Source organism: Algoriphagus ornithinivorans (assembly GCF_900115305.1).
In the GTDB taxonomy this organism is placed as follows: Bacteria; Bacteroidota; Bacteroidia; order Cytophagales; family Cyclobacteriaceae; genus Algoriphagus; species Algoriphagus ornithinivorans.
On the sequence record NZ_FOVW01000012.1, the window covers coordinates 38,992 to 63,121 of the forward strand.

At 38.0% G+C, this 24,130-nt stretch carries 20 protein-coding genes and 5 tRNA genes; 10 read left to right on the forward strand and 15 right to left on the reverse strand.

What is annotated here, in order from left to right; all coding sequences use genetic code 11:
• Nucleotides 1-12: 12 nt before the first annotated feature.
• Nucleotides 13-681 carry a hypothetical protein gene (locus BM073_RS16370; protein ID WP_317042676.1) on the reverse strand — a complete coding sequence of 223 codons (669 nt, stop codon included), beginning with the start codon at nucleotides 679-681 and terminating at the stop codon, nucleotides 13-15.
• Between the two features lie 185 nt (nucleotides 682-866).
• On the opposite strand from BM073_RS16370, the gene BM073_RS16375 reads away from it, so the two are divergent.
• The 4 genes from BM073_RS16375 (at nucleotide 867) to BM073_RS16390 (ending at nucleotide 1,411) form a co-directional block, all read left to right on the forward strand.
• Nucleotides 867-939, forward strand: a tRNA-Lys gene (locus BM073_RS16375).
• Between the two features lie 202 nt (nucleotides 940-1,141).
• Nucleotides 1,142-1,215, forward strand: a tRNA-Pro gene (locus tag BM073_RS16380).
• A 12-nt stretch (nucleotides 1,216-1,227) separates the two neighbouring features.
• Nucleotides 1,228-1,301: transfer RNA gene (locus BM073_RS16385), tRNA-Arg, on the forward strand.
• A 37-nt stretch (nucleotides 1,302-1,338) separates the two neighbouring features.
• Nucleotides 1,339-1,411, forward strand: a tRNA-Lys gene (locus BM073_RS16390).
• Between the two features lie 571 nt (nucleotides 1,412-1,982).
• Here BM073_RS16390 and BM073_RS16400 read toward each other — a convergent pair.
• Both BM073_RS16400 and gap read right to left on the reverse strand, forming a co-directional pair.
• A complete protein-coding gene (locus BM073_RS16400) occupies nucleotides 1,983-2,504 on the reverse strand; it encodes a peptidase (RefSeq protein ID WP_245756448.1) in 522 nt (173 codons plus the stop codon).
• A 192-nt stretch (nucleotides 2,505-2,696) separates the two neighbouring features.
• Nucleotides 2,697-3,701: a type I glyceraldehyde-3-phosphate dehydrogenase gene (gene gap, locus BM073_RS16405; RefSeq protein ID WP_091655421.1), complete on the reverse strand. Its 1,005-nt coding sequence runs from the start codon at nucleotides 3,699-3,701 to the stop codon at nucleotides 2,697-2,699.
• Between the two features lie 252 nt (nucleotides 3,702-3,953).
• On the opposite strand from gap, the gene BM073_RS16410 reads away from it, so the two are divergent.
• Nucleotides 3,954-4,826 (forward strand): S1 family peptidase, encoded by an 873-nt coding sequence (locus BM073_RS16410; RefSeq protein WP_091655422.1) that lies wholly within the window; start codon nucleotides 3,954-3,956, stop codon nucleotides 4,824-4,826.
• Between the two features lie 154 nt (nucleotides 4,827-4,980).
• On the opposite strand, the gene BM073_RS16415 is transcribed toward BM073_RS16410, so the two are convergent.
• The 11 genes from BM073_RS16415 to BM073_RS16470 form a co-directional block, all read right to left on the reverse strand.
• Nucleotides 4,981-5,400, reverse strand: a complete 420-nt coding sequence (locus BM073_RS16415) for a hypothetical protein (protein ID WP_091655423.1) — start codon at nucleotides 5,398-5,400, stop codon at nucleotides 4,981-4,983.
• Between the two features lie 268 nt (nucleotides 5,401-5,668).
• Nucleotides 5,669-6,397 (reverse strand): hypothetical protein, encoded by a 729-nt coding sequence (locus BM073_RS16425; protein ID WP_091655425.1) that lies wholly within the window; start codon nucleotides 6,395-6,397, stop codon nucleotides 5,669-5,671.
• 10 nt (nucleotides 6,398-6,407) lie between these two features.
• The gene (locus tag BM073_RS16430; protein WP_091655426.1) at nucleotides 6,408-6,857 is read right to left on the reverse strand and encodes a hypothetical protein; all 450 of its coding nucleotides are present in this window, start codon (nucleotides 6,855-6,857) and stop codon (nucleotides 6,408-6,410) included.
• Nucleotides 6,854-7,516 carry a GTPase domain-containing protein gene (locus tag BM073_RS16435; protein ID WP_091655427.1) on the reverse strand — a complete coding sequence of 221 codons (663 nt, stop codon included), beginning with the start codon at nucleotides 7,514-7,516 and terminating at the stop codon, nucleotides 6,854-6,856. The genes BM073_RS16430 and BM073_RS16435 overlap by 4 nt, the downstream gene beginning before the upstream one ends.
• 86 nt (nucleotides 7,517-7,602) lie before the next feature.
• Nucleotides 7,603-10,596 (reverse strand): sensor histidine kinase, encoded by a 2,994-nt coding sequence (locus BM073_RS16440; protein WP_175557940.1) that lies wholly within the window; start codon nucleotides 10,594-10,596, stop codon nucleotides 7,603-7,605.
• Nucleotides 10,580-11,308 (reverse strand): LytR/AlgR family response regulator transcription factor, encoded by a 729-nt coding sequence (locus BM073_RS16445; RefSeq protein WP_091655429.1) that lies wholly within the window; start codon nucleotides 11,306-11,308, stop codon nucleotides 10,580-10,582. Before BM073_RS16445 ends, BM073_RS16440 begins: the two co-directional genes overlap by 17 nt.
• A gap of 192 nt (nucleotides 11,309-11,500) precedes the next feature.
• Nucleotides 11,501-13,732 (reverse strand): NADP-dependent isocitrate dehydrogenase, encoded by a 2,232-nt coding sequence (locus BM073_RS16450; protein WP_091655430.1) that lies wholly within the window; start codon nucleotides 13,730-13,732, stop codon nucleotides 11,501-11,503.
• Between the two features lie 166 nt (nucleotides 13,733-13,898).
• Entirely contained in the window at nucleotides 13,899-14,711 is an 813-nt protein-coding gene (locus BM073_RS16455; RefSeq protein WP_091655431.1) for an amidohydrolase, read from the reverse strand.
• Nucleotides 14,708-15,262 carry a peptide deformylase gene (gene def / locus BM073_RS16460; RefSeq protein ID WP_091655432.1) on the reverse strand — a complete coding sequence of 185 codons (555 nt, stop codon included), beginning with the start codon at nucleotides 15,260-15,262 and terminating at the stop codon, nucleotides 14,708-14,710. The genes BM073_RS16455 and def overlap by 4 nt, the downstream gene beginning before the upstream one ends.
• The gene (gene ruvX / locus BM073_RS16465) at nucleotides 15,259-15,672 is read right to left on the reverse strand and encodes a Holliday junction resolvase RuvX (protein ID WP_091655433.1); all 414 of its coding nucleotides are present in this window, start codon (nucleotides 15,670-15,672) and stop codon (nucleotides 15,259-15,261) included. Before ruvX ends, def begins: the two co-directional genes overlap by 4 nt.
• Complete coding sequence (locus BM073_RS16470; RefSeq protein WP_091655434.1) at nucleotides 15,672-16,430, reverse strand: hemerythrin domain-containing protein; 759 nt, start codon at nucleotides 16,428-16,430, stop codon at nucleotides 15,672-15,674. The genes ruvX and BM073_RS16470 overlap by 1 nt, the downstream gene beginning before the upstream one ends.
• A gap of 162 nt (nucleotides 16,431-16,592) precedes the next feature.
• Here BM073_RS16470 and BM073_RS16475 point away from each other — a divergent pair, with 162 nt between their 5' ends.
• Together BM073_RS16475 and BM073_RS16480 are read left to right on the forward strand one after the other, a co-directional pair.
• Nucleotides 16,593-18,245 (forward strand): S41 family peptidase, encoded by a 1,653-nt coding sequence (locus BM073_RS16475; protein ID WP_091655435.1) that lies wholly within the window; start codon nucleotides 16,593-16,595, stop codon nucleotides 18,243-18,245.
• Between the two features lie 107 nt (nucleotides 18,246-18,352).
• Entirely contained in the window at nucleotides 18,353-18,784 is a 432-nt protein-coding gene (locus tag BM073_RS16480) for a VOC family protein (RefSeq protein WP_091655436.1), read from the forward strand.
• A 33-nt stretch (nucleotides 18,785-18,817) separates the two neighbouring features.
• Here BM073_RS16480 and BM073_RS16485 read toward each other — a convergent pair whose 3' ends face one another.
• Nucleotides 18,818-20,770: a M1 family metallopeptidase gene (locus BM073_RS16485; RefSeq protein WP_091655437.1), complete on the reverse strand. Its 1,953-nt coding sequence runs from the start codon at nucleotides 20,768-20,770 to the stop codon at nucleotides 18,818-18,820.
• A gap of 157 nt (nucleotides 20,771-20,927) precedes the next feature.
• Here BM073_RS16485 and BM073_RS16490 point away from each other — a divergent pair, with 157 nt between their 5' ends.
• The 3 genes from BM073_RS16490 to BM073_RS16500 all read left to right on the forward strand — a co-directional run bounded on the left by BM073_RS16490 (nucleotide 20,928) and on the right by BM073_RS16500 (nucleotide 24,127).
• Entirely contained in the window at nucleotides 20,928-22,763 is a 1,836-nt protein-coding gene (locus BM073_RS16490) for a TonB-dependent receptor plug domain-containing protein (protein WP_091655438.1), read from the forward strand.
• Between the two features lie 50 nt (nucleotides 22,764-22,813).
• Nucleotides 22,814-23,875: a glycosyltransferase family 4 protein gene (locus BM073_RS16495; protein WP_245756449.1), complete on the forward strand. Its 1,062-nt coding sequence runs from the start codon at nucleotides 22,814-22,816 to the stop codon at nucleotides 23,873-23,875.
• A 177-nt stretch (nucleotides 23,876-24,052) separates the two neighbouring features.
• Nucleotides 24,053-24,127, forward strand: a tRNA-Val gene (locus tag BM073_RS16500).
• Nucleotides 24,128-24,130: the final 3 nt, after the last annotated feature.

Genomic DNA, 24,130 nt, shown 5'->3' on the forward strand with positions numbered 1-24,130 from the left:
CCTCTTAATTTTTTATAATCTGGTCGTATGTTCTTTTTTGATGTAAGCTATTTTGTCTTTCCACTCAATTTCATACCAGATATCCTTACTGGACTTGATTTTAATCCGGTGACCGGGTTCAACTTGATCCACTAATTCTCCACCAGCAGTAGGCTTAGACACGATGAATGTAGGGCTATGGGTAATTAAGCCAGTTGAAGGGCCTTTCAAGAAATTATTAACAAGAAATATGGAGCAAATCAACAAAACTGTAGGCCAATAAGAAGTAGATTTCTCTTCTTTTCGTCCGGTCCACCAGGTAGTAATCATAGAGAAAACCAAGAATAAGGAAAGAAGCCCCACAATAATCTCCTTGTAATCCACCAGAAATAAGAGGAAACGCCCCCCATCACTTACTTCATAACCATATAAAGTAGTTTGACCGGTCAGACTCTTGATTTTAGAAATAGTCTGTGAATTTGGGCTTTGATCGTAATACTTACTCAAGTAGAGTGTAGCCTGCTCTTTATCTCCCATACCTTCTGCAATGAAGGCCATTTTCAGAAGCATTGAAGGAGAATAAAGCCCAGATTGATAGTTTGGAACATAAATTTCCATGGCTTCCTTGTAACTTCGAAGTTCAAACAAAGAATCTGCTTTTTGAAGGTCATTTACATCAGCCTGACAATGAATACTTTGCAAGAGTATTGTGAAAAATAATAAAAGTTTTGCGAGAAAGATTGATTTTGAGTTTGGCATTTATAAATCAGAGTCATAAATTTGCAGTCCAATTACGGCAATGATCTAACAAAAAGCAAGGTTAGGTAGTCGATTTGAAAAGATAAAAACAGAGAAAAAAGCGTTAAAAAACGTCAAATCTCACTAATGATTCCGTAGCTCAGCTGGTAGAGCATAACACTTTTAATGTTAGGGTCCTGGGTTCGAGCCCCAGCGGGATCACAAAAAATTGATTCTCATGTAGGGCGAGAAGTTTATTCCGATGAGCGAAGCGAAATCGGAAAGCCCCAGCGGAATAACAAAAATTTAACTTGCAAGAAGTTAAAAAGAAAGTTTTTCAAGGATTTACTTGAGAGTTTGTGGAGAAGCGAAATAATTCTAATTTCGCAACTTCAATTTGAAAGGATAGAGTTATTAAAGTCTTCGGGGTGTAGCGTAGCCCGGTATCGCGCCACATTTGGGATGTGGAGGTCGTAGGTTCGAATCCTGCCACCCCGACTTATTTATCCAGGTCCTGTAGCTCAACTGGATAGAGCAACTGCCTTCTAAGCAGTAGGTTTCAGGTTCGAGTCCTGACAGGATCACTTTATCGCAAGCGGAATTACGTTCCGCTTTTTCTTTGATTCCGTAGCTCAGCTGGTAGAGCATAACACTTTTAATGTTAGGGTCCTGGGTTCGAGCCCCAGCGGGATCACAAAAGCAGGCTAGAAATGGTCTGCTTTTTTGTTTTATAAATCATTCCATAAAGCTTGATAGGGCGAGAAGTTTATCCCGATGAACGAAGTGATATCGGGAAGCCCCAGCGGGATCACAAAAGCAGGCTAGAAATGGTCTGCTTTTTTGTTTTATAAATCATTCCATAAAGCTTGATAGGGCGAGAAGTTTATCCCGATGAACGAAGTGATATCGCCCCGAAAATATCGGGGCCAGCGGGATCACAAAAGCATGCTAGAAATAGTCTGCTTTTTTGTTTTATAAATCATTCCACAAAGCTTGATAGGGCGAGAAGTTTATCCTGGGAGAAAGGAGTAATTCAACTTGGAAAGATGGCTTTATATGATTCAAAAAAGAGGCTATCTCAAAAGTGCAAACTGTAACATTGAGCGTCCCGAAAATTGTACGGGATCGAAATGTTGGCCACATCGATAGAAATGGCCTTCGACTCCCTGCCTGACGTCAGGCAGGCGCTCAGGCTGACACTAGAGCTAATTCTGAGACAGCCTCTTTATATATTGATTCTGCCAAAATCACAGTCAAATATCTACCTAAAAATTCAATGGATCCAGATGCTTGAAGTGACCATTTTGCTTGATTTTTTCTCTCGCTTGTTCTACAGCCTTGATAACAGGTATCATTCTTTTAAAATGACTGATCATATAACGCATCCTATCTTCTTCATTGGTCAACTGAAGTAATTCCAATTCTTCTTCCAACTTTAAACCGACTTTATGGGCATAAGTAAAGGATGTGACTTCTTTTTCATTGATTTCATGAGGATAGTTCAAGAGGTATAAAATCTCCTTGAGATAAAAGAGAAACTCAAAATTCAGAGCATCTGTCACCACCGGATTATTGGGCAAAAACTCAACCTCTCCTCCAGCATAGAGCTTTCCTTCCATGGGATTGTCAAAATTCAGGATTTTAAAAGCCCTCAGGCCTTTGGTCATAATATCCAACCTTCCATCTTCATATCGTTGATATATTCGCTCCAGCTTCACCTCAGTGCCAAACCCGGTCAATTTATCGAAGAAGGAACAAACGCCGAAAGTGATTTCTTCCTTTTCCACGTCATTCAATAGCTACCTATATCTAGGCTCAAAAATATGGAGATTCAATTTCTCCTCTGGGAAAGCTACTAGTTTAAGTGGAAATAAAGGAAGGTACATCTTTTTGAATTTTAGATGGTAACCATATATACGGGGATTTAGTTATTTCGGCTTCATCAAAAAAAAGCCCCGAATTTTTCGGGGCCTTGAGGTTTATTTCTTTACAATGAAAGTCAGGAGGTCAACTACCTTGTTGGAATAGCCCCACTCATTATCATACCAAGAAACCACTTTTACAAAAGTATCTGAAAGCTGAATTCCAGCCTCAGCATCAAAAATGGAAGTTCTTGGATCTCCAATGAAGTCATTAGAAACTACTGCATCCTCAGTATATCCTAAAACACCTTTCATGGTAGTTTCGGAAACCTCTTTCATTTTAGCACAAATTTCCGCGTACTTGGCAGGCTTCTTCAATCGTACAGTCAAGTCAACTACAGATACATCCGGAGTAGGAACTCTAAATGCCATACCTGTCAACTTACCATTCAATTCAGGAATTACTTTACCAACAGCTTTAGCAGCTCCTGTAGAAGATGGGATGATGTTTTGACCAGCTCCTCTTCCGCCTCTCCAATCCTTAGCGGATGGACCATCTACCGTTTTTTGAGTAGCAGTAGTAGCGTGCACAGTTGTCATTAATCCTTCTTCAATTCCCCAGTTATCATTCAATACTTTGGCAATTGGAGCAAGACAGTTTGTAGTACAAGATGCATTGGATACAAACACCATATCATCTGTGTAGCTATCTTCATTGACACCCATTACAAACATTGGGGTATCATCTTTAGAAGGGGCTGACATGATCACCTTTTTAGCTCCTGCGTCGATGTGACCCTGAGCAGTCTCTTTTGTCAAGAATATACCTGTAGACTCAATTACATAATCTGCACCGATTTCACCCCACTTAAGGTTAGCAGGACTCTTTTCGGAGGTCACACGGATAGCGTTTCCATTTACGATCAACTGACCGTCTTTTACTTCCACAGTACCTTTAAATCTGCCATGGGTAGAATCGTATTTTAACATGTAAGCCATGTAGTCCACGTCGATCAAATCGTTGATTCCCACAACTTGAATATCATCTCTTTCTTGTGCCACTCTAAAGGCAAGACGACCGATTCTTCCGAATCCGTTAATTCCTACTTTAATTTTGCTCATAATTATTTTGATTATTGTATAGGTTTGATTCCTAAATCTTCCCGGAACCAGCCACTTTTGGCTAAAAAACTTCTGGGTTGGCTAAGTTATTACAATTTTTCGGCTAGCCCAAACGCAATATTCAGCAAGATATGGATGATTTTAAATTCCCTGTTTTCAAACGATTTCGAAAAATGAAAATTCAAATTCTTTTAAAGATTAGTTTTTTAAGTGAGCTTTTGAGTACTTTAAAACTGATCAAGAAAAAATCAAATGTTTGTAAATGCCATCAATGAAGTTGCGGGCTACACCCGGGCTATACACTCCATTTCCAGAAATTTCGGAGGCACTCAGGTTAATCGTGGATCTGCCACCCTGTTTTTTGTCAATTCAGAAGGCTGGGCACTTACCTGTAAGCATGTTGCTCAATGGCTTTCCCAAGCTGATCAGATAAACAGAAACTATACCTCCTTTCTTCAGCAGAGCCAAGGAATGAGTGGAAAGCAACAAAACAAGCTAGCTCAAAACTTGGGACTTGGTCCTGATAAAGCTTCAGAAATGAGAATCACTTTTGTGGACTGTGTGGATTCCATGAATAACCTGAAGTTTATTCTTCATCCAGACTATGATTTGGCTTTGATCAAATTTGAGGGAGTCGGCAACCTATTAGTAAAAAACTTCCCTTATTTCATGGAAGATGAGAGCGCTGTTCAGCAGGGTGCCATACTCTGTCGTCTGGGCTTTCCATTTCCGGAATTTTCAAATTTCAAATTTGATGCACAATCCCAGACTTTGGTTTGGACCAATGAAGGAAATGCAAGATCTCCCCGATTCCCAATAGAAGGCATGATTACCCGGTTTTTGGGAGATAATAAAGGGCAAGTTTATGGAATAGAAATGAGCACACCTGGCCTAAGAGGTCAAAGCGGCGGTCCTTTATTTGATTCAGATGGAAGGGTCATAGGAATGCAATCCCGAACGAAGCATTTGCACCTGGGTTTTGATATCGAGGATAAGGAAGTAGTAGCTCATGGCAAAACCAAAAAAATCAATGATTACGCTTTTATTCACCTAGGTGAATGTATTCATGTAAAAGTAATCAAGGAGTTTTTAAGCAAGAATCAGGTCTCTTTTCAGACAAAATAAAAAACGGACCCTTTATCACCCCTGAAAAAGATCCGTTCCTGAAAAGTTGCTTAACGCCTTTAAATATCAAACAATAATCAAGTTTAGTTGAAAAATTAATTTTGATTCATTTTGATAGATAAGTGTGATGCTTTTATAAATAAGTGTGGCTTTATCAAGTTAATTGTCTTGCCATACATTCAATAGCCGCTTTTGCCTTTTGGATAGCATGTTTTACTAAATCAGCTTTTACCATTCCATTTCCGATTTGATTTTCTTCTTCAAGCCATCGTTCCGGGTCCTTTTTCCCTTTTGATTGATTAATGCTTCGGGTAGTTACAGCAATGTTTTCAGGAAGATTGACGATTTGGGCTATTTGCATATCATCCAAGCTGTCCTTGTACCGGGAATGGATCAATTCTGAAGGATAGATATGATCGTAGTCATACGCATCACCCCCCCAGAGTTCCTGCCCTGTGTAGCTGTCAATATAAAATGCTCTACCGTTTCCTTTTTTGACGGCCTGAGCATGAAGCTCGGCCTTCACTTTTTCAAAAGCTTTATTAATTTCTCCTCGATGATAGGGTCTGGACATGATAAAGTAGATTATAAAGTTGGTGCGTGATTTCCTTTGTTGGATCCTTTGGGATGCCGATAGCAGGGAAGTGAAGTTAAAACAGCTAAACTGCGATTGTTTGTACCACAATATTTACAATCATAAACAGCCTTTTCTGAACCTTCATAAAGCTTATGTTTTCCTTTATTTGGCCCCAAAGGATGCCTAAAACAAGGTGAGCTTGTCAGGTTAACAATGGAATTGAATTTAGTACCGCAATATTCGCAGAGGTGGGTGTTCATCGAAATTAAAAATATATTTCAACTTCAAGTTCTTTGGACACACTTTTCTCATTTCGTGAATTGAATGATGCATTTACCCCAATTTTTTTTGCAAAGAGACTTAAACTAGCACCTACTTCTAAGGATTTATTTATTTCCTTAGATACATTGACTTTCATCTTTTCACTTATCAATAAATTATTATGGATAGGATTTCTTTTTTCAATCAAAGACCAAATAATTTTATCTTTAGACAACCCAGATTTCAAGGCAAAGTCACAAGCTTTTTCATATTGTGGAATATTACCAGTATATTCATTTTCCAATTCGTACATACTAAACATTAGCACATTATTATTATTACTTGATTTGATATGTCCACTTCCCGCAGGAAGACTTCCACCAATACCCCAATCTGTTTGATCAATTAATTTTTCTTTATTAATAAGCGTTGTCTTGAAACGCTTTGCGCCTAAAATAGCACTTAATTGCGATAGATTATTAAGTTTTTTTAATTCAAAATCATCTTGATTATGATTTGGTAATACATAAATGTCATCAATAAACGGATGTTGAATATAGACCTGATTAATCTTTTCGCCTTCTTCGAACTTAACAGGTAGTAACTCTGCCTCATTTATTGAGATAATTTCATACTCACTATTTTTCAAATAGCTCTTTTCCCATTTAGCCGACATAGCTTGGATTTCATTTAAAATAAGATAGGCCTTCGGTAAAATTATACTTGATTTCATAAATAAATGTTTAAGTATTTTTAAGAATAATAAAACTTAGTAACGCTGCTGAAAAAACGTATATAAATATTTGAAAATAATGGTAATTTATTAGTGAGTTCTTAATAAAAACTATACTTTTCTGATTATACGACTTCCCAATCTGACTTAGACAGGACTCTAAATAAGATTCTAAATATTTGGGTTTCCCAGTATAAAAGCAGGTGAAATTGGCTATTCTACCGCTACTATCTCTTTCATTTAATTGTCCTTTTATAAGGACACCTTTTGGGATTTTTTTAATGACCTCTGAGAAAATTTCTTTACTTTTAGAAATTGTAAAATCATATTTCCCTCTTAGAAGTTTACGGCCTGAAACTATTTTTATAATTTCACTCTTTTCTAAAACTCTATTGGAATCCACAAACAAAAAGTCAATTTGGCCCCATTTATCTGCCTGAATGAATAAAGTATTTTTCATTTAAACAACATACTTTTCAGATTGGAAATTTCTTTACTGCTTGTCAAATTGACTAATTCAATTTCTCTAATTTTATCTATTTCAAATTCTGGTAATAAAATATTTATAATATTTTCTGTATCTTTTCTCCTAGAATTCTCTGAATCTTGCTGATTATGCAGCTTATCAACATGCGATCCTATTAATATTACTCTTTTATTATTATTATGCCTGAAAACAAAATCAATAAAGGCCTTTGTTGTTAAACAATATTTCTCGTCTATCTGGAAAAGATAACAATTAAAAATAAAGAATATAAAATCAGATTTTATAATTAAATTTTCACAATAAGCCATTATAGAACTCTCGCTACCTGGGATATCTTCAGTTGATAATAATTTTATTCTTTTATTATCTTGTTCTATTATTTTTTCTTTAATTTTTTCACCAGTAAGCGATGTTGGGTCGGGATTTTTCAAGATCTTCCCCTCCGTCAAATAATGAAAAAGTGTAGTTTTCCCACTGGATGAAGGACCTAGAATAGCAAGTCTAATTTCTTTTATAGGTGATCCTTCTGATTTTTTTGATTCTTCATTCCCCCAAAAACCAAAGCCTTCTTTTTTCAACAAGAAGAATCCTGTGGATCCCGCTAATAAAACAGTCAATAATAATGGCAACATATTTTTTTATTAAATAAAATAAATTACCACCTAACGTTTAATGTTAATTTATATTTGTTCAAAAACCATATATAACCGTCACCTTTTCACCCACAAAAAATAATCACCCTAACTTCAGTGCCTTTTTTACCGGATACAAACTCTACACTTTGTTCGGTATAGCCGGGTAATAAACTGAGCTTCTCCCGAATCATCTCCATGCCCTTGGATTGATGGGAAGATCCTTTTTTTGCCTTGATACCTTCTCCATTATCCTTTACTGTGCAAAGAATTTGGTTCCTGGATAAGATCTCATACCTAACCAATAGCTCTGGATTGGGATGGTCTACTGAAAAAGCATGGTTGAACACATTCTCCACCAATGGCTGAATAATCATTGGCGGAATTTTCAAATCTTGCTTTCGCTCTAATGCATCTCCCTCTATGGACCATTTCACCCGATTTTCCATACGGATATTCTCTACCTCTATATATTGTTTGAGATAGTTGATTTCATCCTCCAAAGTGATAAGAGCCTGACTGCTTTGATCTAAAGTACTTCGAATCAGCTTACTGAACTTACCCAAATAAGACAAGGCCTGCTTGGTTTCTTTTTTGAGAATGTAGTACTGGATACTATTGATGGCATTAAAAATAAAATGTGGATTCATTTGAGATTGTAAAGCCTCCAGCTTGATTTCCACAATGCGTTGCTTTAGCGATGATTCACTTCTAATTTGATTTAGCCTAACTTTATAAATCATAAAAAATATCCCGGAAAGTAAGACAGCCATCAAAAGGAAAAACCACCATTGCAAATAGTAAGGCCTGGCAATATCAAATCTCAATAATTGATTTGAAGTGATTTTACCCGAAAACAAATCCTGCACCTCCACCTCCAATTGGTAACTCCCGGCAGGCAAATAAGGCAATTCGATCAATGCATCCTCGCTGAATTCTGTCCATTCAGCTCCAGGCTTGATTCGATAATGATAGCGCAATCTTCCATTACTTAAGTTAGCTTTTGGCTGAAATCTGATGCTTAAAGAATTTTCCTCTGCGCCAAGGTTCAACCTGCTATTCTGATAAGCGAACCATCGAAAATTTTCCTGATCGACGGCCTTTCCATTTATTTTGAGATCCGTTATTACCAACTCAATAGGCGGGTATTCTTTTGCAATCAATTCAGGTAAATTGATGACGTAATATCCTTCGTCTAGTCCTACATAAAGCTTATCCTCAATTCTTTTTGCAGTTTTGAAAATCCTATTGAAAACCCCTTTTTCCTCGGACCAAAATCTAAGCTCACCCTCCTCCAGAATATGAAGTCCCAACTCAGTACCTATAAAAATCACCCCTTTATATTCCTCTATGAATAAAATGGAACTACCCAACAAATCCTCTTTAGGCCATTTTTTAAGAATCTCAAACTTGGGATGAACTCGGGCCTGATATAAGTCGCCAAACTCCGTCCCCAAAAGCAAAATCCCATTACCTAAGGAGTGCATAGTCTTAAACTTTGACTCCTTCCACAGGCCCTCATTTTTATAGGAGAAAAAGGTCTGACCATCCCAATGGTACAAACCATGAAAAACTGAAGCCAGATAAGTCCTTTGGTCCCCCTTGACTACCTTTGCGATCTGCAATGGAGTATTGGAAAGCTCGGGTTCAAAATAGGTGTATTCAAAATTTCCAGGATTGGAATAGATTCTTACACCAGCATATGGGTTGGTTTCCAAAAGCAGCCCATCCGGAGTGAAGCCTATACTATATGCATGTACCGGTAGATAAGTCCGAATTCGCCCTTCCAAACTCATTTCGAAAATTCCCACATTGGTATTTACCCACCAGGATTCCCCTTCTTTATGCAATTCGTAATACTCAATTTCCTCAGCTGGAATAGCCGGATCTAATTCAAAAAATCCATCCAAATGTTTAGGTATTTTATGGGGAAACTTTCGATAGAATTCGGATTGTACTTTTTTGAAATCCTTTGAATAAACCTCGGCAAAACTTCCTTCCTTTTTTTGAATTTGGAGTCCGTCTTGACTTAAAATTGCCAATATATCGCCATCCCCAGCTATTCCTTTTACTTCCCTCTCTTCAAAGCTATTATAGGTAATCACATCATCCAGCCTGATTTGATAAAGGCCTTTGTCCTGAGATCCTAGATAAAGCATTTTCCTTTTTTGATCGACCGCACCAGCAAGGATGAATTTGGAATCTACACCCAACCATTCTCCCACATCTTTAATTTGCCCTTTATCAAGGAGAAAAACACCTCCATCCTTTGAAAACAAACTGGCCGCAATCAAATAGTCTTCTTGATTTACTCCATTCAAATGCCCCCAAACTACAGATTGCCCAAAACTTTGAGTTGGTTTTTCCCCTTGTAAAAATTGGTCTATACTCAACTGCTGAATAGAGCCTTTGTCACTTAAGAATAGTTGATTTTCTTTTGTAAAAAAAGAATAAATGGGAAGCCAATCATTAACTTTTACAGCTTCATAACTTCCTCCTTTCAACCTAAGTTCAAAGCTTCCACTTCTATAGGTCGAGTAGAAAATCCTATTTTCATATTCAAAAAATCCAGCAGTATAATTCAAATCATTCCCTCGGATAGTAGATGGAATAGATGTGATTTGGAATGTTTGCAAATCCGCCACACTCACCCCGTCTTCAGTCCCAATCAACATTTTATCCTCGTAAGGATAAAAATGCCTAATCCTATTATCTGCTAATCCATCTTTCTGAGTAAAAACGCGGAATTTTTTTCCATCGAAAACCGAGATCCCTCCACCGTAGCTTCCGAACCATAAATTTCCATTTTTGTCCTCTGCGATAGCCCAGCAACTGTTGAATGCAAGTCCATCTGTTTCAAAAAAATTCTTAAACCTCCCATTTTCGAATTTGGAAAGTCCATTCTCGGTTCCAATCCAGACTATCCCTCGAGAGTCAACAAAAAGGGATCTTATTGCATTGTTTGGAAGTCCATCAACTGTAGTATAATTATAGGAAGGTACTTGCTGGGAATTTCCTGAAATTGAAACGAACCAAAACAGGAATGAAAGAAACGCGAGTTTTTTAATAAAAGCCCTCATTGAGATTAGCGCTCTTTCTGACAGACACTGAGACTTTATCTCCATTTTTTAGGATCATGTAGCCCTCTTTCTTTTCGTATTTCTGAAATTTTGTACAATTAGCTAAAATGGAATGATGAAGTCTTACAAAAAGATTGCTGGTTTCTAATCGCTTTTCGAAATACCCTATTGACTTTGAAATAAGCCTCCTTTCTCCACCCTCCAAATAGAATTCAGTGTAATTGCCCTCTGCTTTTAAGTAAAGAATCTTTTCTAAAGGGATATACTCATCTAATTCCTGAGATTTTAAGACAATGACTTGATGCTTTTTTAATTGTTTTTCGATAAGAAGTAATGTTTCATCAATTGGCTTATTCTTCTTAAAAAAGCGTGAAATTGTTTTATGTAATTCGTCGATATCAATGGGTTTGAGCAAGTAATCAAAAGCCTCATTTTTGATCGCATCAATTCCATGCTCTTTGTGGGCAGTAGTAAAAATGACTTCAAAATCTCTCTGAGGAAATTTTTCCAATAAATCAAAGCCATTCTTTTGTGGCATTTGTATATCCAAAAAAATCAAGTCAGGTTCATGCTGCTGTATAGCTGGCAATGCTTGATCGACAGAATTACACATTGCCAAAATCTCAAATCTTCCCGGAAAATTCATTTCCAATAGAATACTTAGAGATTCTAGGGCATGCTTTTCGTCGTCAACAAGGATGGTCTTAATCATAACCTCATATTTCTAATAAAAAATTAATATTGAAATTAAGATTTAAAAAATTTCAATCAATATATGAGTGTCTAAATTTTCTCCTTAAGTGATATTATTCCTACAAAAACGCCCCCCAGATTAGCATTCCTAGTTTGTAGTAAACAAAAAAGCCAGACAATTTGCCTGGCTTTTCTTTCATTATTATATCGTTCAGCTTAACTGCTTCAACAGCTCATTGAAACTGGTACTCGGTCTCATTGCTGTGGATGCTTTGGATTCATCTGGTCTGTAGTAGCCTCCAATATCTACTGGCTTTCCTTGAGCCCCATTGAGTTCAGACTCGATCTGGTCAGCTTTATTCTGGAGTGACTTAGCTAGAGGAGTAAATTTGGTTTGGAGATCTGTGTCTTTTGTTTGAGAAGCCAAGGCCTCAGCCCAATAAAGCGCCAAATAAAAATGACTTCCTCGGTTATCCAACTTTCCAACGACCCTTGCCGGAGACTTATCATTCTCCAACCACTTTCCTGTTGCCTGATCCAAAGTCTCAGCCAGCAAAAGCGCCTTTTCATTATTGAATGTTTGTCCCAAATGCTCTAGAGAAACAGCCAAAGCCAAAAACTCACCCAAAGAATCCCATCTTAAATGTCCTTCCTCGGTAAATTGCTCGACGTGCTTCGGCGCTGAACCTCCTGCACCAGTTTCGAACAAACCTCCTCCATTCATTAATGGCACGATAGATAGCATTTTTGCACTGGTACCCAACTCAAGAATTGGAAATAAATCTGTCAAATAATCTCTCAATACATTCCCAGTCACAGAAATGGTATCCAAGCCTTCTTTGATTCGGGATAAAGAGAAATTGGTGGCTTCCACAGGATTCATGATATGAATTTCCAATCCATTCGTATCATGATCCAATAAATAGGTATTCACCTTTTTGATCAATTCTGCATCATGAGCTCTTTGAGGATCCAACCAAAATACTGCAGGAGTATTGGAAAGTCTTGCTCTAGTTACAGCCAATTTCACCCAATCCTGAATAGGGGCATCTTTTGTTTGGCACATTCTCCAGATATCTCCTTTCCCTACCGGATGGCTCAGAAGCTCTTTTCCTTCCTGAGTCACCACTTTCACAGTTCCCGGGAAAGGTATTTCAAAAGTCTTATCATGAGATCCATACTCTTCTGCTTTTTGAGCCATCAGTCCAACATTAGGAACAGATCCCATAGTAGCAGGATCAAATGCTCCATGCTTTCTACAGAAGTCTATCGTAGCCTGATACACTCCTGCATAGCTTCTGTCTGGAATTACCGCTTTAGTATCTTGAAGTTTCCCAGCTTTATTCCACATCTGACCTGAACTTCGGATCATTGCTGGCATAGATGCATCGATAATCACATCACTTGGTACATGTAAATTAGTAATGCCTTTATCGGAATTCACCATAGCCAAATCAGGGCTATCCGCATAGCAGGCATCAATATCAGCCAGAATAGCGGCTTTTTCGGCGGCTGGAAGTTTTTCAATAGCAGAAAGCAAGTCACCAAACCCATTATTGACATCAACTCCAGCCGCTTCTAGAGCTGCTGCATGTTTTGCAAATACAGGTTCAAAGAAAACCTTTACTGCATGTCCAAAGATGATAGGATCAGAAACCTTCATCATGGTAGCTTTCATATGAAGTGAAAAAAGCACTCCTTTTTCTTTGGCATCCTGCTTGGCCTTTTTCAAAAATGCTTTCAAAGCAGCAATGCTCATGGTTGAAGCATCGATTATTTCACCCGCTTGAATTTTTAAGCCTGTTTTTAGAATTTCTTTTCGCCCCTCTGCTCCATGAAGCTCAATTGTAACGACAGTTGCCTCGGGTAAAGTGACCGACTTTTCACTTCCGTAAAAATCCCCCTCTGTCATACTATCTACATGAGACTTGGACTCAGCAGACCATTTTCCCATGCTATGAGGATGCTTTTTTGCATATGCTTTTACGGCTTGAGGGGCTCTCCTGTCAGAATTACCCTCTCTTAATACCGGGTTTACTGCAGAACCTTTGATTTTGTCGTATTTAACTTTAACCGTTTTTTCTTCCTCGGTTTTAGGTTCCTCAGGATAATCTGGAAGCGCATATCCTTTTGCCTGCAATTCTTTAATTGCCGCTTTCAATTGTGGAACTGATGCAGATATATTCGGAAGCTTGATAATATTAGCCTCAGGTGTCTTGGCTATTTCTCCCAGTTCAGTCAATGCATCATTGATTTGCTGCTCAGGCTTAAGATATTCAGGGAAATTTGCGATGATTCTTCCTGAAAGGGAAATATCCCGAGTCTCTACAGTCACTCCAGCAGATTTCGTAAATGCCTGCACTATGGGTAATAAAGAATAAGTGGCCAAGGCAGGTGCCTCGTCAGTTAATGTGTAAAGAATTTTTGGGGTTTGATTGCTCATGATAAGAACTATACGAAATAGGTGTAAAAGTCATTTTTCCCTGAACCTTTGAAGTTTCTAATTCCAACAGGTGAATTTTGAAAAAAGAGAAAAAAGACCTGAAAATTATGGGGCTAAAATACGGAAAATATCCTTGCATCAAATCCCGTCAGTGGAATAGAAGGCCTTATTCCTGTACTCTTCTGTCAATCGTGAAATCGTCTGCGTCCATCCAAGCCGGAAATTTAGAACGGTAATTTTCCAATTCGGTTTTTTCTAATTCAATTACCTCCACCCTCTCTTTTTCTCCTAAATGAATAAGTTCCTTTCCTTTGAAATCAAAAACTGCGGAATGTCCCACATAGGGAACCTGATTTCCGTCAGTCCCTACCCGGTTTACTCCAACTGAATAGGCCAGGTTTTCAATTGCTCTGGCAGGCAAGAGCTGATCCCAGGCTGAAGCTCGCGGCGCAGGCCAGGAGGCTACGTAAAAAATCAGGTCATAAGCCATTTGATCATACAGACGATAATTTCTTGACCAAACTGGAAACCTCAAATCATAACAGACTTGCGGGCAAATTTTCCAACCCTTCCACTCAAAAATAGGCTGACTTTTCCCTGCTGCATAATGATCATGCTCATCAGCCATCCGAAAAAGGTGTCTTTTATCATAGTGCTTCACTGATCCATCCGGGGTAACCCAAATCAAACGGTTATAGTAATTTCCATTTTCCTGAATAATCGCACTACCCGTTACTACCGCTTTGGTCTGAGCTGAAATTTGCTTCATCCATTTGCAGATGGTCAAATTCATAGGCTCTGCCAGCTCAGGAGCATCCATACTGAAACCAGTAGGAAACATTTCCGGAAGGATAATGAGATCTAGTTTTTCCTTGATACCCCATATTTTCTCCTCCAACATGGAAAGATTTGCAGTCTTATCTTTCCAGTAAAGATCCGTTTGGATAAGCGCTATTTTCAAAGAGCTGGAATGACTCATTTAAGCGGGTAAATCATTCTATAATCAGTAGAAACTTTCCCTTTACTTACTTCAATCAATTTGGATTGCACCAACCTCTTTTTCAGGCCTTTTAAATAATCCACAAATAAGATTCCTTCTAAATGATCGTATTCGTGCTGAATCACTCTTGCTGTCATTCCCGAAAACTCTTCCTCTTTCAGATTCCAGTTTTCATCAAAATACTCAATGGTTAATTTTTCAGGCCTGATGATTTCAGCTCTGACATCAGGTATACTCAAGCAACCTTCTTCAAAGCCATAATCATCTCCATACTCGTCAAGAATGATTGGATTGATAAATGCTCTGCGAATCCCCTTTTCCTCATCATTTTCATCCAGCATCAAGGAACTGTCAATCACAAAAAGTCGAACACCCTGATTTATCTGGGGAGCTGCCAAACCTACACCATTAGCATGATCCATAGTGGCATACATATCCTCGATTAATTTTTGGATATCTTTTCCTTCTTCGATTTCTTCAGCTTCCTTTTTCAGGATAGGGTTTCCATATGCGACGATAGGATATATCATTTTCTTTCTAAATACGATTGTAAAATTATTGCTGCACTGACTTTGTCCAGATTACCTGCTTTCTCTCTTCTGTCCTTTTTTTTGCTCCCCATTGTGATCATGGATTGCATAGCCATTTTAGAAGTGAATCTCTCATCCACCAATTCAGTTTTCAAATTGGGAAATGCTTTTTCTAGCTTTTCCTTCAAAGCCAACACTTTTGGAGTCATTTCCGTTTCCGTACCGTTCAATTTGGTGGGATAGCCCAATACTATTGTGCTTACTTCTTCTTTTTGAAAATAATTCTTGAGAAAATCCATGAGTCGATAGGTCTCAATCGTCTCAAGAGGATTGGCCAGCATCTGCATGGGATCTGTGACCGCTAAGCCAGTGCGCTTAGTTCCCAGATCAATGGCGATAATTCTGGGCATTAGTTGATTCGGATTTTATTGGTGATTTTTCTGACAGCTTCTTTCTCCAGTTCAATTGCTTTTGGAAATAAAAGTTCGTCTTCAATCTGTGCATGAATGACTAATTCTTTTTCAAAATTCTGTAATTCATGATAAAGCACCTTCATAGTCAAAGGTGCATTTTCTTCCAGTGTATAGTCAGAAGTTAATTTTCTAATCCCTTCCATTTCATCATCATGAATTTCATGAGCGTCTGCCAAAAGATGAATAGGGTCCTTTTTCAATATTTTCAGTGCATCATGCAGGGCAAAATTCCCCTCTTCTACATCCTGCAATAACTCTATGCGTTTGAAGAGTCTACTTTCTTCCTCATGAATATGGTGGATAAAGTCCTCCACAAACAGCGGGAACATAATCCTCAAATCATTCAGCAAAGCTTGATAGGTTTTATCAACCTGAATCCCTGAAATCAAATTGGAAAGAAAAGGGAGTTCCTGTCTAACAAAATAATAGTGCTTATTCTTCAGATAGGCTACCAGTACTTCGATGGGATTGAGATAAAGCTCCTCATTTGTAGGTTCCTTTTTAGCAGCCCAGGCCTCCAATTCAGTGATCAGCTGACCTGGTTTAACTTTATGCTTTTTGCAAACCTGCTCCAGGGAATGTGTCTCGTATTGGTAAAAACTGATTCCAAAATAATGCAGCACGGAAGCAAACACATAGTTTTCCGATACTAAATCACCTACTAAGATTTTATTGAAATCTTGCTTCGCCTGCATTTGACAAAAATAAATTATTTTAACAGAAAAATGGGGATTTAATCCGACCTTTATCTGTTCCCCTCGTATAAACATTTACTATGTTTATCCAAAACAACTTTTAAACACTGGTTGAATCCGGTAGTTTATAGGGAGAAAATAACCAACTGAAAAAGTAATATCGTGAGCGAGACAAAGAATTCAAAAGCACAGATCCGACTTCCAATTATTCTAGCTTTGGCTATATCTGCGGGAATTTGGATCGGAGCTACTTTTGCTGAACCCAAAAGCAATCAAAATGATTTAAGAGCCGCTCTTTACAAGCTTCAGGAAATCATGACCTATATCAACAGAGATTATGTGGATAGCGTCAATACCAACGAGCTCGTAGAGTATGGCATCAATAAAATGCTGGAACAGCTAGACCCCCACTCCAGCTATATTCCTGCCAGGGATGCCACCTTGGCGCAGTCCCAATTAGATGGAGAATTTGATGGGATTGGTGTTGAATTTGGGATTATCAGGGACACAATTTACGTGGTTGCCCCATTGACTGGTGGTCCTTCGGAAGCTCTTGGAATTCAATCTGGTGATCAAATTATTAAGGTAGATGGTAAAACAGTGGCGGGCACTGGAGTGACCAACCGTGATGTTTTTGATTTATTGAGAGGTCCAAAAGGATCGAAAGTGATGGTTGATATTAAAAGAAAAAATCAACCCGAGCTGATTTCCTATGAAATTACCAGAGATAAAATCCCTCAATACAGCATCAATGCTTCTTATATGGTCAATAAGGAAATCGGATATGTAAAGATCACCCGATTTGCAGCAACCACCTACGATGAGTTCAAAGAGGCAGTAGCGGATTTGAAAGGTCAGGGAATGAAAAAATTGATCATAGACCTTCAGGGAAATCCGGGAGGATATATGGGAGCAGCCATCAATATCGCAGATGAAATTTTGGGAGATCGTGCTCTTATTGTTTCTCAAGAAGGAAAAGTTGAACAATACAGTCAAAAGGCCTATGCCTTCAGACCAGGAATATTTGAACAAGGGTCTGTAATTGTTTTGGTCAATGAGGGCTCCGCATCTGCTTCTGAAATTCTGGCCGGTGCGATTCAGGATAATGATAGAGGATTAATTGTGGGTAGACGATCTTTTGGTAAAGGCTTGGTTCAAATGCCAATTGACCTTTCTGACGGAGCAGAACTCCGATTAACTATCGCTAGATACTTTACGCCTTCCGGAAGATCAATTCAAAAGCCATATGGCCCGGATTATCAAGCCTACGAAAGAGACTGGATGGAGAGATATGAGCATGGAGAATTCTTCTCAGCTGATAGTATCAAATTCAATGACAGTCTGAAATACGAGACCAAAAAAGGCAGAATAGTGTATGGTGGCGGAGGAATCATGCCTGATTACTTCGTACCATTGGATACCACCTACAGTTCAGCTTACGTGAGTCGCTTATTTAATTCAGACTCTTCCAGAGAATTTATCCTAGACTATTCCAACAAAAACAAGGACAAGTTTACAGGAATGAGTTTGGAGGAATATTACAAAAGCTTTGAAGTTTCAGATGCCATGCTTCAGGAATTGATTAAAGTTGGAGAGAAAAACAAGGTAAAGTATGATGCCGCAGATTTCTCGAAGTCAAAAAGCTATTTAAAAACCTTGGTAAAAGCTCATTTGGGAAGACAAATTTATGATGATGATGCTTTCTACATGGTCGTAAATGATATCAATGAAGTATACCTTCAAGCAATCAAACTCTTTGATGAAGCCGAGCGAATTGCTTTGGCTAGCAATCTAAGATCAGTCAATGAAGAATAAACCCAATCCTTTCCTAATCAATCAAAAGGGCAGCTGCAGAGCTGCTCTTTTTTTTCATTAGGCAAGAAAAACTTACCTTCCTAATAATAAACCTAATTTACCCACCTATGAAAACCTTACTTTCAGTTCTATTACTAACTATGGCTAGTTCCGCATTCGCTCAGATAAAAGTTAATCATATAGCTGTTCATGTTTCCAATCTTGAAAAAAGCATGAATTTTTACGAAACAATCTTGAACTTGGAGGAAATAGAAGAACCCTTCAAAGATGGGCTGCATGCATGGTATGATATAGGAGGTGGCGCCGCTTTGCACTTAATTGAAGTTGCCAATACACCCACAGAAATTTCTAAAACAAATCATCTCTGCTTTAGCATGGATGATATGGATGCTTTCATCAGTCGATTGAAAAGTAAAAATTATCCATTTGAAGATTGGCCGGGAGAGAAAGGAAAAATCACAACTCGTCCTGATGGAGTCAGACAAATTTACATCCAAGATCCTGATGGATATTGGTTGGAAATTAATGATGATTATTAAAAAGAGAGCCCCGATCACTCGGGGCTCATTTTTTTAATCCTCGTAAATCAATTGAGGCCAACTATCATTTCCCAAATTGATATCAGGAAGAATCTTGTCTGGATCAATTGTCACTTTGGTTACTTTTTTATCTGTTCGAATCAAATGATTCCAAGAATCACCTCTTTGCCAAATTTCTACTGGAAGCATTTGTCTTTCCTTGCTTCCATCTTCAAACTCAATTTCCAATAATACAGGCATTGGAATTTCTCCTTTATTACTTAGGATAGCTAGATAATTACCACCATATGGAATGACTGCATTGATCCCTAAATCAATATTTCCATTTCCATAGAACCATCCCTTCCAATACCAGGATAAATTTTCACCAGCTACATTTTCCATATGGTTAAAAAAGTCTGAAGGCAATGGATGCTTATAAGCCCAAGTGTTAATGTAGGAGCGGAATGCATTATCAAATCGCTCAGGCCCCAAAATATACTCTCTCAGCACAATCAAACCAATTCCTGGCTTCATGTAGGCAACCATTCCCAAGTTCCCTGTATTTGCCACGTCTGGATAAGTATCTATTCCCTCTCTGTTCTCATTTTGAAAATAATTATTGTATCTCCTAGTTTGATTAAGGTTTGAAGAGTACTCTCCTTCGTTGAAGGCTAAAGTGCTATAATGGTTGATAAAGGTATTGAAGCCCTCATCCATCCAAGCGTATCTACGCTCATTATTCCCTACAATCATCGGGAACCAATTATGTCCAAATTCATGATCAGTCACGCCCCATAGACCTTCACCTTTAGAAGTATATCTACAGAAGTTCAACCCAGGATACTCCATACCTCCAATGTCAGCAGCCACATTAGTTGCTGTCTCATATGGGAATTCGAACCACATCTCAGAATAGTGCTCAATAGAAGCTTTGGAATATTCCGTAGACCTAGACCACGCCTCTTGCCCGTCTGATTCTTTAGGATAAACTGATTGTGCTAGAATCGTTTTGCCGCTAGGCAAGTTGATTTTAGCCGCATCCCATATAAATGTTTTAGAGGTAGCAAAGGCCACATCTCTGGAATTTTTAATCTGGAAATGCCAAGTGATCGTACCATCTTGTTTAGGCCGTGTCAAGGCGGTATTTTTAATTTCATCAGGAGCAATCAGGTAAACCGTGGTATCACTTTGCATGGCTTTAGCATAGCGGTTTTGAAGTTCTTTGGACAAAACCTCCTTAGGATTCATCAATTTTCCTGACCCCACTACTACATGATCATATGGCACAGTAATTTTATAATCAAAGTCTCCATATTCTAGATAAAATTCTCCTGCACCTAGATAAGGCTCCACATTCCATCCCTCTACATCATCAAAGACAGCCATTTTTGGATACCATTGCGCAAAAGCATAGATCCAGCCATCATTAACTTTCAATCTTCCCATTCTATCCATTCCTTTCTGAGGAACCTTGAAAGAGAAATTCATAGAAATACTCGCTTTCCCTCCTTTTGCAGGAATCGGTTCATTGAACCAAACCTGCATTCTGGTATCTGTAATGATATGCTTTGAGGAGACAGTTCCTTTTGATCCTACTTTTGCTTGTACAGCAGAAATATCAAAGCCTCCATCGGTATCTCCATTGTAGCGGTTTCCCTGAACAGGAGTAGTCAATGTCCCTCTGGAATCTGGTGTAAAGCGATTTTGCTCCAATTGCAACCAAACAAAGTCCAAGTTTTCCGGGCTATTGTTGGTATAATTAATGGTAATTTTCCCAGTCAATACATGAGCGTTCTCATCGAGAGTTGCCTCGATTTGATAGTCGGCCTTATTCTGCCAATAGTTTTCACTTGGTTTACCGGAAGCCGTTCTGGTATAAGTACCTTTCCGGTCCATAAATTCTCCAAAATCCGCCTGATTATTATCCAAACCTTGCTGCGCATAGGTAAAATTTCCAAGCAACAAGCCTGATAATAACAGACCTGAAAATAATTTTCTGATCATATTCGATTTTTTGTTTGACTTAAAAATACGCACTATCTGCATTTCCTCAAGCGGAATTCTTTTAAGCGGGTGAGGGATTAACGAATTTTTACAAATGCCTAAAAATTGGAATTAGGATTTTTTGAAGTCAATTTTACGCATCCTAAAATAATCACCAATGAGAATTTTGATTTTGGCAACCTTGATCAGTTTCAACCTGTATCATGCAAATGCTCAAACAGACAGTACTACCCAAAACTTAAATGAAGTTATCATTCAAGAGAACAGGATTCAAATTCCTTTCTCTAAACAAAGCAGAAATATATCTGTAATTACCAAACCCCAAATAGAGACAACTCCTGCGAGAAGCTTACAAGAAGTTTTGGCATTTGTACCAGGAGTGGATGTGAGACAGAGAGGAGTCACAGGCGTACAGGCAGATATTGGCATTAGAGGTGGTTCATTCAACCAGACTTTGATGCTATTGAATGGAATTAAACTCACAGACCCGCAAACAGGACATCATATGATGAATATTCCTGTGCCTTTAATCAATATTGACAGAGTAGAAGTATTAAAAGGTCCTGCTTCAAGGATTTTTGGGCAAAACGCCTATGCAGGTGCGATCAATATTATCACAGAGCTTTCCGATCAAAAAAGTTTAAGGGTTCAAGGATATGCTGGAGATTTTGGAATGAAAGGGCTGAATTTTGCTGGTTCTTTGCCAAGTGGAAAGTACAAGCAAAACCTTTCAATTTCCTACGATGACTCCAATGGCCATTGGTACAACTCAGACTATCAGGTCAGCAATATTTTCTACGAAGGAGGTTTGGATTTAAATGACAATCATTCTCTCCGAGGCATGATTGCTTATACTGACAGAAGTTTTGGAGCGAACGGCTTTTATACAAGTGCATTTCCAGATCAGTGGGAAAGTCTGCAAACTACTTTAGGTGCACTGAGCCACACTTATACCCAAAACAGATTCAAGTTAAATAGCCGTGCCTATTGGAGGAGAAACAAAGATGAGTACCGATTGAGAAGAAATGAACCTTCTTTCTATCAAAACTTTCATACTTCAGACATCTATGCTATTGAATTGAATGGTAGCTATGAAAGCAAAATAGGAACAACAGGATTTGGAGCTGAGGTTAGGCAGGAAAAGATTGAAAGCAATAATCTTGGAAACCATGAACGGGTTTTGGCTGGCTTATTTTTGGAACATTTGATCCAATTGGGCTCAAAAACAGATTTAAGAGCCGGTGTGTATAGCAATTACTATAATGATTATGGTTGGAAACATTTTCCCGGCTTAGAGCTAGGCTTCCAGGCAAGCGAGGAAATACGACTGTATTCCGGATATGGAAAAAGCTTTAGAATCCCCACCTATACAGATTTGTATTATGTAGGGCCAACTAATATTGGAAATCCAGACTTACAACCTGAGCAAGCTCAAAACTTTGAAATTGGTGCAAAGTGGACAAAGGCTGGATTATTTGCTGAATTGGTCTATTTCAGTAGAAACACCGACAACTTGATTGAGTGGGTACGCCCTGATGCAAACACTCCTTGGCAGCCACAAAACTTCAACGAAGTCAGGTTTAATGGAATTGAAGCAGCTTTTACTTATAGATGGCAAAGAAGAAGTTCTATGTTACAATTAAAAGAATTGATGCTATCCTATAATTATATAGATGCCAGTTTAGTAAATCAGCCGGGAGTGGAAACCAGATATGCATTTACCGCATTGAGAAACCAGATAATAGGTGGCTTTTTGGTGGGACTAGGCTCCAAGACTGAGTTGAATACTAAAATGAGATATGTAGAAAGAATCAGTCAAGATCCTTATTTCTTGTTAGACATGAGATTGGATTACAACAGAATAGGGAAATTGGGCTTTTTTGCGGAAGCCTCCAATATGACTAATACTGACTATATAGAAGCAGGAACTGTTCAGATGCCTGGACGCTGGTTTAGAGCTGGGTTTATGATAAATTTAGATTACGACAAGTAATGAAAACGGTTTTGATCGCTCATAATTACTATAAGACATCTTTTGCAAGTATGAGCTATCACCTTGCTAACTATTTATGCGAAGAAGGTTTCCGAATCATTTTCATATCAAAAGATCCATACTTCACTTCTCCAAAAGAAAAAAGAATTGGAAAAGGTAAGTTGATTTTATACTCTTGGCCAAAAACCATTAAGTCTACAAGTTTCAAAGACTTCGTATTCTGCCTAAAACTAGTTAAAAAGTATACTCCTGAAGTTGTTATTGGGCATCACAATGGTGCAATCACATCGGTTATTGTTTCAAAACTAATTCTAAAAAAAAGAGTAAAAACAGCCGATTATCATCATGTCTGCACCAATTCATTCCTTCAAGACCACACAGGGCCCAGATGGAAAATAAACTTTTTCTTATTCCGAAAAAAACTTCTTTACAACTTGTTTTGTAACTGGGTGATTTGTCCTTCTTTAAAGGCAACTGAGGACGTTAAGAATAATTTCAATTTTCAAAACACTTCATTAATTCCAAATCCTTTACCAGATAGATTTAAAGGATTCAGCCATCAATTGAGGTATGAAAAAATAATTATTGGATATCTTGGTAGAATTGTCCCTTGCAAAAATGTTTTATGGTTGGTAGATCAGTTTATTTCCTATAAAGCTTCAAACCCAAAAACTAAAATTGTACTTGAAATTGCAGGGGATGGGTTTCAAAAGGAAGAACTAATTGAAAAAATAGGAGGTAACTCATGTATTACCTACAAAGGGAATCTTACATACAATCAAGTTGATGATTTTATAAATTCATTGAATTTCACCATTATTCCATCTACAGCTGACAACCTTCCAACAGTGGTCACAGAATCATTAATGTTATCTGTTCCACCTCTGGTTTCAAAAAATATCGGTTCAATCGATTATTTAAACAATAAGAAGGATTCCCTATTTTTTAATGTATCTGATGAAAAAGACCTCAGAAATACTTTTGAAACTATCGAAAAACTAACCGAAAAAGATTATCAAACCTTATGTAAACAAGCCAGAGCCACATATTTAAGGCATTTTACGATGGGACAGTATTTTGAAACAATGAAGAAGTTTATTGTCAACAAATAGAAATTGATGAATTATGAAATCTATAATGCTACTTTCTAGAAATGAAGCTATCATTTAAAAGTTTTCAATTGATAATCAACATTTTAATTAAGTGTTGGGAAAAATATTTTTCTAACTCTTTGTCGCAAATAAAAATCAGATTACTTTTGCCTTCCCTTAAGGAAATAATAAAATTCTGGGAGCTTAGCTCAGTTGGTTCAGAGCATCTGCCTTACAAGCAGAGGGTCGGGGGTTCGAATCCCTCAGCTCCCACAT

Excerpts from the sequence above, each read along its gene's own strand:
- gap (WP_091655421.1), bottom strand. The coding sequence starts at position 3,701 with ATGAGCAAAATTAAAGTAGGAATTAACGGATTCGGAAGAATCGGTCGT.
- BM073_RS16485 (WP_091655437.1), bottom strand. The coding sequence starts at position 20,770 with ATGATCAGAAAATTATTTTCAGGTCTGTTATTATCAGGCTTGTTGCTT.
- BM073_RS16495 (WP_245756449.1), top strand. The coding sequence starts at position 22,814 with ATGAGCTATCACCTTGCTAACTATTTATGCGAAGAAGGTTTCCGAATC.
- BM073_RS16445 (WP_091655429.1), bottom strand. The coding sequence starts at position 11,308 with ATGATTAAGACCATCCTTGTTGACGACGAAAAGCATGCCCTAGAATCT.
- BM073_RS16425 (WP_091655425.1), bottom strand. The coding sequence starts at position 6,397 with ATGAAATCAAGTATAATTTTACCGAAGGCCTATCTTATTTTAAATGAA.
- ruvX (WP_091655433.1), bottom strand. The coding sequence starts at position 15,672 with ATGCCCAGAATTATCGCCATTGATCTGGGAACTAAGCGCACTGGCTTA.
- def (WP_091655432.1), bottom strand. The coding sequence starts at position 15,262 with ATGATATATCCTATCGTCGCATATGGAAACCCTATCCTGAAAAAGGAA.
- BM073_RS16450 (WP_091655430.1), bottom strand. The coding sequence starts at position 13,732 with ATGAGCAATCAAACCCCAAAAATTCTTTACACATTAACTGACGAGGCA.
- BM073_RS16480 (WP_091655436.1), top strand. The coding sequence starts at position 18,353 with ATGAAAACCTTACTTTCAGTTCTATTACTAACTATGGCTAGTTCCGCA.
- BM073_RS16470 (WP_091655434.1), bottom strand. The coding sequence starts at position 16,430 with ATGCAGGCGAAGCAAGATTTCAATAAAATCTTAGTAGGTGATTTAGTA.
- BM073_RS16490 (WP_091655438.1), top strand. The coding sequence starts at position 20,928 with ATGAGAATTTTGATTTTGGCAACCTTGATCAGTTTCAACCTGTATCAT.
- BM073_RS16440 (WP_175557940.1), bottom strand. The coding sequence starts at position 10,596 with ATGAGGGCTTTTATTAAAAAACTCGCGTTTCTTTCATTCCTGTTTTGG.
- BM073_RS16410 (WP_091655422.1), top strand. The coding sequence starts at position 3,954 with ATGTTTGTAAATGCCATCAATGAAGTTGCGGGCTACACCCGGGCTATA.
- BM073_RS16455 (WP_091655431.1), bottom strand. The coding sequence starts at position 14,711 with ATGAGTCATTCCAGCTCTTTGAAAATAGCGCTTATCCAAACGGATCTT.
- BM073_RS16415 (WP_091655423.1), bottom strand. The coding sequence starts at position 5,400 with ATGTCCAGACCCTATCATCGAGGAGAAATTAATAAAGCTTTTGAAAAA.
- BM073_RS16435 (WP_091655427.1), bottom strand. The coding sequence starts at position 7,516 with ATGTTGCCATTATTATTGACTGTTTTATTAGCGGGATCCACAGGATTC.
- BM073_RS16430 (WP_091655426.1), bottom strand. The coding sequence starts at position 6,857 with ATGAAAAATACTTTATTCATTCAGGCAGATAAATGGGGCCAAATTGAC.